We start from the raw sequence: 13,639 nt of genomic DNA on the forward strand, positions 1-13,639 counted from the left end.
GATGCCATGGCGGGGGTCGATGCGTTGCCCGGGGCCGGAGCCCGGTCCCGGGTGTTTCCGGTGCTGCGGCTGGTGCTGGTCGGGCTCTGGGTGGTGTGGGCGGCGGCGGCGTGGTGGACGGCGCCCCGGGCCGCCACCATCGAGCAGGCCAGGGCCGACGCCGCGGCCGACCGGATCGTCGCCCACCGGTGGGCCGACTCGTTCGGCGACGCCGACGGCACCGCACTCTGGTTCACGGCGTTGCGGTTCACCTCCGGAGACCAGCCGATCCGGCAGGTCCTCATCTGGCGCACCGGCTTCGGCCGGGTGCACCACGCACAGGTCGAGGTGCCGATCGCGGGCGTGCCCAGCGAGGCCGAGCAGCAGCTACGTGAGCTGTTGCCGCAGGACGGCGGCGGCGACCCGGTGCCCTACCTCGCGCCGCTGCTGGCGACCGTGCTCGCGCTGCTCTGCCTGGCCATCCTGATCCAGGGCCCGGCGCCGGGCCTGGGCACCCGGTGGTTCTGGTTCTTCCTCGGCGGGCTGCCGTTCGGGCTCGGCGTGCTGCTGTGGCTTCGCGCCGAACGCCCGTGGGCGGAGCCCGCGCCACCGGCCCCGGACAGGAAGACCGGCCAGCCCAAGCGCTATGGCGGACTGACCGGTCTCGGCCTGATGATCCTCGGCGGGATCGTGCTCTCGATCCTGGTGGCGCTGCTGCGGGCCCTCCCGGAGTGGCTGGTCCCGAGCGCGCTGCCTTAGGACCTGCCTAGCTGGTCTCGCCGGTCACCGCGAACGACGAGAGCTTGCGGATCGCCAGCGTCACGAACAGCGCCGTCACCACGATGCTCATCACCAGCGCCACCGGGAACGAGACGTTGGGGCTGAGCAGCGCAGAGCCGGCGGCCTTGTCGGAGATGGTCAGCACGTACTGCTGCACCGACAGCACCCGAGTGCCGCTGACCAGGTTGGACAGCAGGCCCTCCCAGACGATCACGTAGACCAGGCCGAGCAGCACCGGCCGGCGGGAGATCAGGCTCAGCGCGACGAAGATCGTCGAGTAGAGCGTCGCACCGGCGACCGCGCCGACCACCAGGCCCAGGCCGAGCCGCGGACCGTCGGCCAGCGCGCCGACGATGTAGAACGGAACGGCTGCGGTGGCACCGGTGACCGCGATCGACACCAGCAGCTTGGGCACGACGATCCGCCAGCGGGCAATCGGCTTCGACAGGATGTGGGTGATCGTGCCGTCATCGATCTCCGCACCGAGCACGCCCGTGCCGACGATCAGCGAGACGATCGGCAGCAACGTGGTGAAGCCGAGTGCGACGATCACCGGTTGGGCCCAGTCCGAGGGACTGATGCCGTTGAGCCGCGGGATGAGCGCGATCCCGACCATCAACACCGGCAAGGGCAGGAGCAGCAGGAAACGCCGGCGGCCGAGCAGGCCGCGGGTGGTGATCCAGGCGACCGTGGACATCAGGCCTCCACCAGGTATGAGAAGACGCTTTCCAGGGACTCGTCGGAGGGCAGCAGGCGGCGGACCCGGATGCCTTCCTTGAGCGCGATCCGGGGCAGCGCCCGGGTGAAGCTGCCGTAGTCGCCGGCCCGCACGGTCAGCCCTTCGCGGCCCAGTTCGACGCCGTTGACCGAGGGCTGGTGCATCAGCGCGACCGCCAGGCGCCGGTCGTCGGTCGACTGCACGGCGAACACGTGCGGCCGGTTCGTCATCAGCCGGCGGATCGTGCGGAAGTCACCGGAGGCCGCGAGCCGGCCGGCGACCATCACCTGCACAGTGCCGGAGAGCTGCTCCACCTCTTCGAGGATGTGCGAGCTGAACAGGATGGTCCGGCCGGCGGCGCCGAGCCGGTGCAGCAGGTCCATCATGTGCATCCGCTGCCGCGGGTCCATGCCGTTGAACGGCTCGTCGAGCAGCAGCACGTCGGGCTCGTGCACCAGCGCCGCGGCGACCCGGGTGCGCTGCCGCATGCCCTTGGAGTAGGTGCCGATCCGGCGGTCCTTGAACTCGCCCATCTCGACCAGGTTCAGGGCCCGCTCGGTCGCGGCGGCCGGGTCGGGCAGCCCGTGCAGTTTCGCGCTGACCAGCACGAACTCGTGGGCCGTGAGGTAGGCGTGCACCGACTCGCGCTCGCTGACCAGGCCCAGCTTGCGGTAGACGGCCGGGTTGCGCCAGGCCGGCTCGCCGTCGACGGTCAGCGTGCCCCGCGACGCCGGCAGGAAGCCGGCCATCATGTGCAGCAGCGTGGTCTTGCCCGCGCCGTTCGGGCCGAGCAGCCCGGTCACGCCGGCACCGAGCGTCATGGTGACGTCGTTGACCGCCACCACGTTGCCGTACCAGAGGGAAACCCCATCAACCTCGACCGTCATGACTTCGACACCTTCCGGTAGCGACCCAGCAGCAGCGTCACGCACAGCGCGACCAGGCAGACGGCGACCAGCGCGTAGAGCGGACCGAACGGGCCGATGCCCAACTCCTCCGACGAGTTGCTCGGCTCGAAGAGCCAGTCACCGACGCCGCCCACCAGACTGGCCGGGTTGACGATCTGGGCGAGCTGGTGTGCCGTCTCCGATGGCAGGATGAACAGCACGGCCACGATCGGCGTGGTGACGATGAACGCGCCGACGATCGCCGCGGCCGCCACCGCCCGCCGCTTGAGCAGGGAGGCGATCAGCAGGGCGATGCTGCCGAAGACGACCGCGTAGAGCGCCGTGTAGATCAACGCGAGACCGGTGTCGGCCAGCTCGTTCATCACGTTGCTGAAGCCCTTCACCGAGAAGGCCGCCCCGATGAAGATCAGGATCTGGCCGCCGCCCCAGACCAGCACGATCCCGCTGACCAGCGCGGCCAGCTTGGCCAGGGCGTAGTCTCCCGGCCGCAGCGGCCGGGAGAAGTAGAGCGGCAGCACCCCGCTGTGCAGGTCACGGGAGACCAGTTCGGGCGCGGCGATCGCCACGAAAAGGATCATCAGCAGGGTCAGCACCTGCGGGTAGTCGGCGTACTTGATGACGACTTCACCGGTCTGGGCCCGGATGGCCATGACGACGATCGCCACGATCGCGGCCACGCCGACCACGAACCAGGGGAAGATCTTCGCCTTGAAGTTGCGGCCCAGCCCGAACACGGTGCGCAGGCTCTGCGTGTAGAGCGACAGGAACACCTCGCGCCGGCCGAGCCGCTCACCGGCGTACCGCTGATATCCAATGTCGTGAATGACACCCGCGGGGCTAGACATGCGCGGCCTCCCGGTCGGCGAAGAGCTCAGCCACCCGGTGGCGGCGCTGGTCGAGACGGTGCAGCGGCAGGTCGAGATCGGCCACCGCGGTCAGGATCCGGTCATAGGTCTGATCATCTTCCAGGGGTACGAGCAGCGCGTGGCCGTCCTTGGTCACCGGCAGCCGCATCTCCAGCAGCCGCCGCTCGAGCTCGTCGCCGCCCTCGCTGACCTCGACCACGAGCACGTCGGTCGAGGTGGTCATCGCCGACACGTTGTCGGAGCGCAGCAGCTTGCCGCCGTCGATGGCGATCAGGTGGTCGCAGATCCGCTCGACCTCGCCGAGCAGGTGCGAACAGACCACGACGGAGATGCCGAACTCGGTGCCGATCCGCTGCACCAGCGCGAGCATCGCGTCGCGGCCGGCCGGGTCGAGACCGTTGGTCGGCTCGTCGAGGAGGAGCAGATCGGGATCGTGTACGAGCGCCTGGGCCAGCTTGACCCGCTGCTTCATGCCGGTCGAGTAGCCGCCGACCTGCCGGTAGCGCTCTTCGTAGAGGCCGACGTGGCGCAACGCCTCGGAGGCGCGCTCACGGGCCGTGGTCTTGGGCAGCCCGCTGATGCGACCGAGGTGCGTCACCAGCTCGGCGGCGCTCAGATCGGGTGGGAGGCAGTCGTGCTCGGGCATGTAGCCGACCCGGGCCCGAACGCCCATCGGGTCGACGGTCGGATCCAGCCCCAGCACCTGGACCCGCCCCGACGTGGGTGGCAGTAGGCCGAGCAGGATCTTGATCAGCGTCGACTTGCCCGCGCCGTTGGCGCCGACCAGCCCGATGATCCCCGGCTCGACGCTGACCGTAAGGTCGGACAGCGCGGTTACCCGGCCGCCGTACGTCTTGGTGAGCGACTCGGTCGCGATGAGTGTCACGGGGCACAGCGTATGACCCAGCGTCACCATCGTGGATCCGGCGCACCCCGGATCTCGCCACTAAGGGTCGCGGTTGCGTGGGTCCCGCTCGACCCTGCCGTCTGGGACTGAGACACTTGGGCGCTGATGGACCGAGGGGGTTGGTTTGAGCGAGCGCGGGTGGCTGATGCCCGACGAACTGCTGCGCGACGCGCCGGCATACAGCCCGCGCTCGGGCGAACTCGCCGACCTCGAGTTGCTGCTCTCCGGCGCCTACGCGCCGCTGACCGGCTTCCTCGGCCGAGCCGACCTGACCGCGCTGCAACGCCGCGGCCGGCTGGCCGACGGCACACCGTGGCCGCTGCCGGTGACCCTGGAGGTTCCCGAGTCGCTGGCCCTGGGCCTGGTCCTGGAAGATCCGGCCCTGCGCTCGATCGTGCTCACCGACCAGGAGGGCGCCCCCATCGCGGCGGTCGAGGTCAACGACACCTGGCCGACCCGCGACGGCCGCTACGGCGTAGGCGGCACCGTCCGGCAGATCGGCGACGGGCGACACGGGCCGTTCCAGCGCCTGCGCCGCACGCCGGCCGAGGTCCGCGAGTTGCTGCCGCCGGGCCGGGTGCTCGGCGTGGTCGCCGACCGGCCGCTGCACCGGCCGCAATTGGCGCAGATCGCGCACGCGGCGCGTACCCTCGCTGCTCATCTCCTCGTCCTGATCCCGGTCGGCGACGCGGGGCCCGGGGGCCTGTCGCCGGAGGTGCTGGTCCGCACGGTTTTCGCGGCCCGCGACCGGATGCCACCGGCGACGCTGGTCGCGGTGCCCCTGGTCCGCCGGGGTGACGAGATCCGCGACGCCCTGCTGCGGGCGAAGGTCGCGGCGGCTTACGGCGTCACGCACCTGCTCTCCACCGGCGAGATGCTGTCGGGCGGCGGGCCGCGGGTGCTGGTGCCGCGGGAGCTGGCCTACGACAACCGTGACGGCCAGTGGCGCTGGCGCGACGACATCCCACCGCGCAACCGCCGGCTGGCGCTGCGCACCGACGAGATCGACGATCTCCTGGACCGCGGGTTCCCCCTGCCGGAGTGGCACACGCCGCCGGCGGTGGCGAAGGAACTGGCCCGCGCGCGCCCACCGCGCCGGCAACGGGGCCTTGTGGTCTTCCTGACGGGTTTGTCGGGTTCTGGCAAGTCGACGGTCGCGCGCGGGGTGGCTGACCATCTCCGGGAGACCGGCGACCGCACGGTCACACTGCTGGATGGCGACGTGGTGCGCCGCGAGTTGTCGGCCGGGCTCGGCTTTTCCAAGGAAGACCGCGACCTCAACATCCGCCGGATCGGCTGGGTGGCGGCGGAGGTGGCCCGGCACCGGGGTATGGCGATCTGCTGCCCGATCGCGCCCTACGCCGCGGCGCGGAAGACGGCCCGCGAGATGGCGACGCTGGCCGGGGCGGGTTTCGTGCTGGTGCACGTCGCGACGCCGCTGGAGGTGTGCGAGCAGCGCGACCGCAAGGGGTTGTACGCGAAGGCCCGGGCCGGCCTGATCAAGGGCATGACCGGCATCGACGACCCGTACGAGGAGCCGGCCGACGCGGAGCTGACGATCGACACGAGCGAGTTGAGCGTCGACGAGGCCGTGGGCGCTGTCCTGCACCACCTGACCGAGACGGGCTGGGTGGAGCCCAAGCGCTGACGGGCACCTAGGTCCAATACGGCGGCCGTTCCAACGCCGGGCCGGTGCCACAGATGATCTTTTCAGGAAGCTGCGCTTGGCGGATCTTGGCGTCGCCGATGGTGAAAGCACCATCGGCGAGCCGACGGAGCGCATCCGATCGGCGCCTCGGCGGGAATGCCGCGATGACCTGTTTCCCGGTGGCCAGTCCGTGGACTTCACGGACGGCAGGACCCAGGTCCGAGTCCGCTGACAACAACAACGCCGTGTCGAAACGATCGAGCACCGCATCGCGCACCATCGCTACGGCGAGGTTGACGTCGCTCTCTTTCTCCTCCTACGAGCGACGCTGCGTACCGCACGTATGGCAGCTGACGGTTCGTGCCTGGAAACGGCCCTCCACGATCTCGACCAGCTTCGAGTGGGCGGCGAGTGCTGCCAGATAGACACGCTGGCGCTGTTCGCTGTCGGGCTGATCTCGAACTCGAGCGGTGAAGAACTGCACACCAACGAGCGTCTGGTCGGGCTTTATCAGCGACTGTGCGAGCGACTCGAGGTCGAGTCAGTGGCACCGTCGTCCGAAGCGATCCCGGAGGCCGTGGTACAGGTTGAAGCCGTCTATGTATGCGACTGTCCGGTGCACCGCTCCTCCTCGACGGAACGCGCGAAAGTGCTAAAGTTGCGTCACCCCGCCAGGGTTTACGCCCTGGCCCGACGGCACCCGCGAGGGGGCCGTTTCTATGTGTCGAGGCAACCGGCCCGGCTACCGCTGAGCTGCCACGTCGTCATCGACAACCAAACTGTCGATCAACGCGTGTAGTCGGCCAGCCGTGTGCTTGTTTAAACTAAGCGGGAGTTCGATTCTGACCTTGAACCCGCGGTCAATAGGAAACTCCACCGTCTGTGTCGCGGGAGAACGCACGACGTCGAGCGTCGGCGCGGGAGCGGATCGTCTCGCGCGGGCGATCGACTTCCAGTCGGGATCATCATCGAGCCACGCGAGGTAGAGCTGCGTTGCCGCCCGCAACCGCGTGCGATAAGTGGCCGCACTGCGGAATGCGGGACCTCTGCGTTGCTGGAAATTGTCCATCAACTCTTCGACGTCCAAGGTACGAACTGAGGTGTCGAGCGGGATGCCCAGTGTGTCGATCACGCTCCGGACGCCGGACGCCATCGCCATGATCGTCGACGTGTTGAAGTCGGCGTCCCGCGCGTTCTCCTGCAGGAAGGTGATCATCTGGCCGACCGTGCCACCATGCTGAGCGTTCACCGCCCACCTCCGGTAGGCAACTTACGCCGATCTAGATTGTTAATCAAGCGGTGCCTTGGCCAGGATTTCGACAACGAGGAAGGACATGATTCGCCGAGGGTCCGGCCTGCCTTCCCCGACGTCGCGTCGGCACTCCAGGGAACAAATTCCGGCATTGGGCCGTTGACAACCACGGATTAACGCCAGCGCGGGTTGTCGGACCCCCGGCGTACTCTGGAATCCGCACGTCGCACCCCCCGTCCTTGCCGGCGGGGGGCCGTCCTGCGTGCCCGAAAGGATCATCCATGCTTCAAGGTCTGCTTGCCGCGGCCCTGGGTGACGCGGGGCTGGCCCGTGCGCGCGACCTCGCCCGCGCCGGTTTTCCCGACGCTGACGGGCTCGATCTCACCGCGCCCGCCGCTCTGCGCCCGTTCGTCGTCGCCGCCGTTGCCGCCGAAAACAGCGGTGCCGGGCGGCCCGTGCTTGCCGTCACCGCCACCAGCCGCGAAGCCGACGACCTCGCCGCGGCGCTGGCCAGCCTGCTGCCCGAAGACCAGATCGTCAGCTATCCCGCCTGGGAGACGCTGCCGCACGAGCGGCTTTCGCCGCGCTCCGACACGGTCGGGCGGCGGCTCGCCGTCCTCCGGCGGTTGGCCCACCCGGGCGACAACCCGGTCAAGGTCGTCGTCGCGCCGGTCCGCAGCATGCTCCAGCCTCAGCTCAAGCGGCTCGGCGACCTCGAGCCCGTCGAGCTGAGCGCGGGGCAGGAGGCCGACCTCGACGACGTCGCGCACCGGCTCAACGACATGGCCTACGCCCGGGTCGACCTGGTCACCAAGCGGGGCGAGTTCGCCGTACGCGGTGGGATTCTCGATGTCTTCGCGCCCACCGACGAGCACCCGTCGCGGGTCGAGTTCTGGGGCGACCAGGTCGAGGAGATCCGCACCTTCGCCGTCGCCGACCAGCGGACCATCGACAAGGTCGACACGATGTTCGCGCCGCCCTGCCGCGAGCTGCTGCTGACCGACGCCGTCCGCGCGAAGGCAAGAAAACTCAGCGAGACGCATCCCGAGCTGCTCGAGATCCTCGACAAGCTGGCCGAGGGCATCCCGGTCGAGGGGATGGAGTCGCTGGCGCCGGCGCTGGTCGGCACCGACCAGCTCGAGTTGCTGGTGCACTGCATGCCCGCGGGCACGCACGTGCTGCTCTGCGACCCGGAGCGGATCCGCACGCGGGCGCACGACCTCGTGCGTACCAGTGAAGAGTTTCTCCAGGCCTCCTGGGCCGCGGCCGCCGTCGGTGGTCAGGCGCCGATCGACCTCGGCGCAGCCGCGTTCAAGACGCTCGCCGAGGTGCGGCACGCCGCCGGGGAGCTGCGCCAGCCGTGGTGGTCGGTGTCGCCGTTCGGGCTGGTCGAGAGCGTCGTCGAGGCCGAGCCGCAGCCCTGGGAAGACCCTGTCGAAGCCGTGACCGTCACGCCCGACGCGGGTGACGCGATCGCGCTGGCGGCCCAGCCGACCACGCTCTACCACGGCGAGACGGCCCGGGTCATCAAAGACGTCGAGCAGTGGCGGGCCGACGGGTGGGCCGTCGCCCTGGTCTTCGAGGGGCACGGGCCGGCTCAGCGGGCCGTCGAGGTGCTCCGCGACGCCGGCCTCGGGGCGGTGCTGACCGAGGGCATCGAGACGCCGCCCAACGCGGGCGACGTGCTGGTCACCTGCGGTGGGCTCAACCACGGGTTCGTCGACGAGGCGTCCCGGCTGGTCGTGCTGACCGGCAACGACGTCACCGGCGGGCGCGGCGCGACCACCCGCGACATGCGCAAGATGCCCAGCCGGCGGCGCAACACGATCGACCCGCTGGAGTTGCGCAACGGCGACTTCGTCGTGCACGAGCAGCACGGCATCGGCAAATACGTCGAGCTGGTGCAGCGCGTGGTCAACGGCGCGAGCCGGGAATACCTGGTCATCGAATACGCGGCCTCCAAGCGGGGCCAGCCCGGCGACCGGCTCTACGTGCCGACCGACCAGCTCGACCAGCTGTCGCGCTACGTCGGCGGCGAGACGCCGACGCTGCACAAGATGGGCGGCACCGACTGGCAGAAGGCCAAGACCCGGGCCCGCAAGGCCGTCCGCGAGATCGCCGCGCAACTGATCCAGTTGTACGCCGCCCGCAAGGCGTCCAAGGGCCACTCGTTCGGCCCCGACACGCCCTGGCAGCGCGAGCTGGAAGACGCGTTCCCGTGGACCGAGACGCCCGACCAGCTCTCGGCGATCGACGAGGTCAAGCGCGACATGGAGCAGGCGATCCCGATGGACCGGCTGATCTGTGGCGACGTGGGTTACGGCAAGACCGAGATCGCCGTACGCGCGGCGTTCAAGGCGGTGCAGGACGGCAAGCAGGTCGCCGTGCTGGTGCCGACGACGCTGCTCGCGCAGCAGCACTTCAACACGTTCTCCGAGCGGATGAACCAGTTCCCGGTGGAGATCCGGCAACTGTCCCGGTTCCAGACGCCGAAGGAGGCCGAGCAGACGCTCGACATGGCCGCCGCCGGCACGGCCGACATCGTGATCGGCACGCACCGGCTGCTGCAGTCGGCGACCCGGTTCAAGAACCTCGGCATGATCGTGGTCGACGAGGAGCAGCGCTTCGGCGTCGAGCACAAGGAGCGGCTCAAGTCGCTGCGCACCTCGGTCGACGTGCTGACGATGTCGGCGACGCCGATCCCTCGTACCCTCGAAATGGCCATCACCGGCATCCGCGAGATGTCGACGATCGCGACACCGCCCGAAGAGCGGCATCCGGTGTTGACCTTCGTCGGCGCGCAAGACGACCGCCAGGTCGCCGCGACCATCCACCGCGAGTTGCTCCGCGACGGGCAGGTCTTCTACCTGCACAACCGGGTCGAGTCGATCGACCGGGCGGCGCGCCGGCTGCGTGAGCTGGTGCCCGAGGCGCGGATCGCGGTCGCACACGGCCAGATGGGCGAAGACGCGCTCGAGAAGGTCATGGTCGGCTTCTGGGAGAAGGAGTACGACGTCCTGGTCTGCACCACGATCGTCGAGTCCGGCATCGACATCCCCAACGCCAACACGCTGATCGTGGAGCGGGCCGACCTGCTCGGCCTGGCCCAGCTCCACCAGATCCGCGGCCGGGTCGGCCGGGGCCGGGAGCGGGCCTACGCCTACTTCCTCTACCCGCCCGACAAGCCGCTGACCGAGCACGCCCACGAGCGGCTGGCCACCATCGCACAGCACACCGAGCTGGGCGCCGGCATGTACGTCGCGATGAAAGACCTGGAGATCCGCGGCGCGGGCAACCTGCTCGGCGGCGAGCAGTCCGGCCACATCGAGGGAGTCGGCTTCGACCTCTACGTGCGGATGGTCGGCGAGGCGGTGTCGGCGTTCAAGGGCGAGAAGCCCGAGGAGGAGTTCGACTTCAAGATCGACCTTCCGATCGACGCCAACCTGCCACACGACTACATCGCGGTCGAGCGGCTGCGCCTGGAGATGTACCGCAAGTTGGCCGAGGCCCGCACGACCGAGAAGCTCGACGAGATCGTGGCCGAGCTGACCGACCGCTACGGCGAGCCGCCGGAGCCGGTCCGCAACCTGGTGGCGATCGCCCGGTTCCGGCTGGTGATGCGCTCACACGGGATCACCGACGTCTCGGTGCAGGGCCGCCACCTGCGGTTCTCGCCGATGCCGCTGCCCGACTCGAAGCAGTTGCGGCTCAAGCGCTACCACCCCGACGCGGTCTACAAGTCGGCGACCGACCAGGTGAGCGTGCCGCGGCCGACCACCCGCCGGGTCGGCGGCGAACCGCTTCGCGACCAGGCCCTGCTGGAGTGGTGCGAGCAACTGGTGCGCGACATCTTGGGGTAGTTCGAGCGGCTGGCACGGGGCGTGAGAGAGTGTCGACCATGCTTCGTGCCCGCCGTCTCGCGTCGATTGTCGTCGTCGCCGCCCTCGGCCTGGGCGGCCTGGCCGCCTGCCGGTCCGAGCCCTCGGTCGCCGCTTACCTGGGCGACCGGAAGGTGACCGACGCCCAGGTCACGCAGATCTTCGACGGCGCCAAGAGCACCGCGACGCCGGCGGCCGACCCGACCGCGCAGCCGCAGCCGGGTGCGACCCCGGTTCCAAGCCCCGCGGTCAGCCGCCAGCAGGTCGTCGACCTCGAGGTCAGCCTCGACCTCGGCCGCCAGGTCGCCAAGGACCAGGGCGTCCAGCCCGTCAACGCGGTGACCGCCGACCAGGTGGCGACCGAGCTGGGCGTGCCGGCGGAGAGCACCTACGCCAAGGACTACACCGAGTGGGTCAACCTCTCGCAGGGCATCTTCGCCAAGATCAGCACGAGCGTGGGCAAGGCGACCGACGACCAACTGCGCGGTGTGTACGACGCCCTGGTCAAGGTCAAGGCGATCGACGCCGGCTTCGACCTCGCTCAGATCAAGCAGGCGTTCGGCGACGGCGAGTTCGTCGCGGCCGCCTACCAGCTCACCGGCATGCTGGAGAAGGCGGCCACGGCCAGCGACACCTCGGTCAACCCGCGCTACCTGCCGCTGTCGGCGCCGATGGTGGTCTCCTCCCAGAGCGGCGCGGTCTTCTACGACCTGCCCTACCTCGAAGGCGGCGACACGGTCAACGACCGCGCCTGAGTCCGTGCCTCGCATCCTGCTGCTCGTCACCTCGCCCCGGCTGCCGGCCGGCCTGCTGACGGCTGCCGCCTGGGACGCGCTTCGCGCGCAGCCCGTCCTGGCCGCCGCCGAGTCCGCGTTGACCGCCGCCGTGCGTGAGGCGGGCGGCGCGGTGACCATCGTGCCGCCCCGGGTCGACGCGCTGTTGGAGCACGCCCGCGCCGGTGACGTGGTCTGGCTGGCCGGGCCGACCGGCGACCCCGACCTGGCCCGCGAGCTGGGCCTGCGGCTGGCCCGCGAGCCCGGCCTGGCCGAGCTCGAGGTGACCTACGGCTCCTGGGACCCGGCCGGCGCCCGCCTGCTCGACGCGGTCGCGGTGATGGACCGCCTCTACTCGCCGGGCGGCGACCCGTGGAAGCGGGCCCAGACCCACCAGTCGCTGGCCCAGTTCCTGCTGGAAGAGGCGTACGAGGCCTACGACGCGATCGAGGCCCAGGACCTGACCGGCCTGCGCGAGGAACTCGGCGACGTGCTGCTCCAGGTGGTGCTGCACGCCCGGCTGGCCGAGGAACTGCCCGAGGGCCGCCGCTGGACGGTCGACGACGTCGCCGCGGGCCTGGTCGACAAGATGATCCGCCGCAACCCGCACGTCTTCGCCGGCACCGAGGTCGGCTCCGTCGAGGAGATCATCGACAACTGGGAGCAGATCAAGAAGGCGGAGAAGTCACGCGACTCGGTGATGGACGGCGTCGCCCTGGCCCAGCCCGCGCTCGCCCTGGCCGCCAAGTTCCTGCAGCGCGCGGAACGCGGTGGCGTCACCGTCGACCTGCCCACCGGCGACGACCTCGGCGCCCGGTTGCTGCGGCTGGTCGCGGCGGCGCGGGCGGCCGGCGAGGACCCGGAGGCGGCGCTGCGTGCCGCCGCCCTCCGCTACGCCGACGCGGTCAGGGCGGCCGAGCGCTCGTCCTGAGCCGACGGTGCCGGGCGTCCGGCCGGGGCCTGGCGTTCGCCTTGGGCCGGGGCCGGGTGTCCGCTTTGGGCCGGTGCCGGCCCGGTCAGGCCGAACGCCAGTCCCGCGGCCACCGTGAGCACGCCGATCGCCGGACCAGGGCCGGGCCACGCGGACGCCATCACCGCGGCCGTGGCCAGCGTCGCGACCGGCATCAGCCCGACCAGCATGCCGGCCCGCTCGACGCCGAGCCGCTCCAGGCCGATGAACCACACCACGAACGCCGCGACCGTCATCAGCCCGGCGAGATAGGCCAGGGCGCCGGCCTCGGTCGCCGTCGGCAGCCGCCAGGCCGCGGGTTCGCCGGCGACGAGCGCACCGAGCAGCAGCAGGGGTACGGCCAGCCCGCAGCTGTAGGCCGCCACCCGGACCGCACCGAGCCGGGGCAGCACGACCGCGGCCAGCAGCGAGAAGAGGATCTCGCCGACCAGCGCGCCGACGGTGCCGAGCAGCCCGACGGTCGTGGCCCGCCCGGTCCCCTCGACCAGCGCGGTGCCCGCGACGACGACCGCGGCCGCGGCGACGATCCGCAGGCTCGGCCGGTTGCGCCGACCCGCCACCAACGGCCCGAGCAACGCCAGTCCGAGCGGCGCCGCGCCGATCACGGTGCCGACCACGGCCGGCTCGGTGTCGTGGCGCAGCGCGAGCATGATGCAGGCGTTGAACCCGGCCATCCCGGTCGCCGCGAGTACCAGCAGGATGCCCACCTCCCGCCGGGTCGGGCGGACGCCGGGCCGGGCACCACCGAGCCGCGGAAACCGGTGCGCGATCAGGAAGAGCACCGCGGCCGCGACGGCGTAGCGGACCGCCTGCGCGGTGAGCACCGGATAGTCCAGCAGCAGTTGGCTGACCGCGACCGAACTGCCGACCAGCGTCATGCCGAGCACGCAGAACGCCAGGGCGGTGCCCTTGGAGATGGCCATGACCCGACGCTATGGCGACAATGGTCCGGTCAACAGG

At 70.6% G+C, this 13,639-nt stretch carries 12 protein-coding genes and 1 pseudogene; 5 read left to right on the forward strand and 8 right to left on the reverse strand.

All coding sequences use genetic code 11. The annotated features are described in order from the left end of the window. The first annotated feature begins 6 nt into the window (after window positions 1-6). Entirely contained in the window at window positions 7-738 is a 732-nt protein-coding gene (locus AB0J74_RS09070) for a hypothetical protein (protein ID WP_363446234.1), read from the forward strand. 7 nt (window positions 739-745) lie between these two features. Here the strand turns inward: AB0J74_RS09070 and AB0J74_RS09075 are convergent, their stop codons facing one another. The 4 genes from AB0J74_RS09075 to AB0J74_RS09090 are packed head-to-tail and all read right to left on the reverse strand — an operon-like array spanning window position 746 to window position 4,137. Next, on the reverse strand, window positions 746-1,456 hold the full coding sequence (locus AB0J74_RS09075; RefSeq protein WP_363446236.1) for an ABC transporter permease subunit: 711 nt from the start codon (window positions 1,454-1,456) through the stop codon (window positions 746-748). Then, entirely contained in the window at window positions 1,456-2,364 is a 909-nt protein-coding gene (locus AB0J74_RS09080) for an ABC transporter ATP-binding protein (RefSeq protein ID WP_363446238.1), read from the reverse strand. Before AB0J74_RS09080 ends, AB0J74_RS09075 begins: the two co-directional genes overlap by 1 nt. Beyond that, window positions 2,361-3,230: an ABC transporter permease gene (locus AB0J74_RS09085; RefSeq protein WP_363446240.1), complete on the reverse strand. Its 870-nt coding sequence runs from the start codon at window positions 3,228-3,230 to the stop codon at window positions 2,361-2,363. Before AB0J74_RS09085 ends, AB0J74_RS09080 begins: the two co-directional genes overlap by 4 nt. Then, window positions 3,223-4,137: an ABC transporter ATP-binding protein gene (locus tag AB0J74_RS09090; protein ID WP_363446242.1), complete on the reverse strand. Its 915-nt coding sequence runs from the start codon at window positions 4,135-4,137 to the stop codon at window positions 3,223-3,225. Before AB0J74_RS09090 ends, AB0J74_RS09085 begins: the two co-directional genes overlap by 8 nt. Window positions 4,138-4,303: 166 nt before the next feature. Between AB0J74_RS09090 and cysC the strand changes: the two genes are divergently transcribed. Then, window positions 4,304-5,806, forward strand: coding sequence for an adenylyl-sulfate kinase (gene cysC, locus AB0J74_RS09095; protein WP_363446606.1), 1,503 nt, complete (start codon window positions 4,304-4,306; stop codon window positions 5,804-5,806). Window positions 5,807-5,813: 7 nt separating this feature from the next. On the opposite strand, the pseudogene AB0J74_RS09100 reads toward cysC, so the two are convergent. From AB0J74_RS09100 to AB0J74_RS09110, 3 genes and pseudogenes are all read right to left on the reverse strand, one after another. Then, a pseudogene (locus AB0J74_RS09100) lies at window positions 5,814-6,107 on the reverse strand (NYN domain-containing protein); the annotation flags it as partial. A 15-nt stretch (window positions 6,108-6,122) separates the two neighbouring features. Continuing rightward, the gene (locus AB0J74_RS09105) at window positions 6,123-6,290 is read right to left on the reverse strand and encodes a hypothetical protein (RefSeq protein ID WP_363446244.1); all 168 of its coding nucleotides are present in this window, start codon (window positions 6,288-6,290) and stop codon (window positions 6,123-6,125) included. A 258-nt stretch (window positions 6,291-6,548) separates the two neighbouring features. Continuing rightward, window positions 6,549-7,022, reverse strand: a complete 474-nt coding sequence (locus AB0J74_RS09110) for a hypothetical protein (protein ID WP_363446246.1) — start codon at window positions 7,020-7,022, stop codon at window positions 6,549-6,551. 317 nt (window positions 7,023-7,339) lie between these two features. Between AB0J74_RS09110 and mfd the strand changes: the two genes are divergently transcribed. From mfd to AB0J74_RS09125, 3 genes are read left to right on the forward strand one after another with little or no spacing between them, the layout of a single operon-like run. Further along, window positions 7,340-10,918 (forward strand): transcription-repair coupling factor, encoded by a 3,579-nt coding sequence (gene mfd / locus AB0J74_RS09115; protein WP_363446248.1) that lies wholly within the window; start codon window positions 7,340-7,342, stop codon window positions 10,916-10,918. Window positions 10,919-10,956: 38 nt separating this feature from the next. Then, entirely contained in the window at window positions 10,957-11,691 is a 735-nt protein-coding gene (locus AB0J74_RS09120) for a hypothetical protein (protein WP_363446250.1), read from the forward strand. 4 nt (window positions 11,692-11,695) lie between these two features. Next, entirely contained in the window at window positions 11,696-12,640 is a 945-nt protein-coding gene (locus tag AB0J74_RS09125) for a MazG family protein (protein ID WP_363446252.1), read from the forward strand. Here AB0J74_RS09125 and AB0J74_RS09130 read toward each other — a convergent pair. After that, a complete protein-coding gene (locus AB0J74_RS09130) occupies window positions 12,601-13,602 on the reverse strand; it encodes a DMT family transporter (protein ID WP_363446254.1) in 1,002 nt (333 codons plus the stop codon). The genes AB0J74_RS09125 and AB0J74_RS09130 overlap by 40 nt on opposite strands. Window positions 13,603-13,639: the final 37 nt, after the last annotated feature.

The sequence above is a fragment of the Asanoa sp. NPDC049573 genome (assembly GCF_040676615.1).
Classification (GTDB): Bacteria; Actinomycetota; Actinomycetes; order Mycobacteriales; family Micromonosporaceae; genus Asanoa.

What these genes read in the sequence shown, in the direction of transcription:
- AB0J74_RS09110 (WP_363446246.1), bottom strand. Translation starts at nt 7,022, where the DNA reads ATGATCACCTTCCTGCAGGAGAACGCGCGGGACGCCGACTTCAACACG.
- AB0J74_RS09120 (WP_363446250.1), top strand. Translation starts at nt 10,957, where the DNA reads ATGCTTCGTGCCCGCCGTCTCGCGTCGATTGTCGTCGTCGCCGCCCTC.
- mfd (WP_363446248.1), top strand. Translation starts at nt 7,340, where the DNA reads ATGCTTCAAGGTCTGCTTGCCGCGGCCCTGGGTGACGCGGGGCTGGCC.
- AB0J74_RS09070 (WP_363446234.1), top strand. Translation starts at nt 7, where the DNA reads ATGGCGGGGGTCGATGCGTTGCCCGGGGCCGGAGCCCGGTCCCGGGTG.
- cysC (WP_363446606.1), top strand. Translation starts at nt 4,304, where the DNA reads ATGCCCGACGAACTGCTGCGCGACGCGCCGGCATACAGCCCGCGCTCG.
- AB0J74_RS09130 (WP_363446254.1), bottom strand. Translation starts at nt 13,602, where the DNA reads ATGGCCATCTCCAAGGGCACCGCCCTGGCGTTCTGCGTGCTCGGCATG.
- AB0J74_RS09075 (WP_363446236.1), bottom strand. Translation starts at nt 1,456, where the DNA reads ATGTCCACGGTCGCCTGGATCACCACCCGCGGCCTGCTCGGCCGCCGG.
- AB0J74_RS09080 (WP_363446238.1), bottom strand. Translation starts at nt 2,364, where the DNA reads ATGACGGTCGAGGTTGATGGGGTTTCCCTCTGGTACGGCAACGTGGTG.
- AB0J74_RS09085 (WP_363446240.1), bottom strand. Translation starts at nt 3,230, where the DNA reads ATGTCTAGCCCCGCGGGTGTCATTCACGACATTGGATATCAGCGGTAC.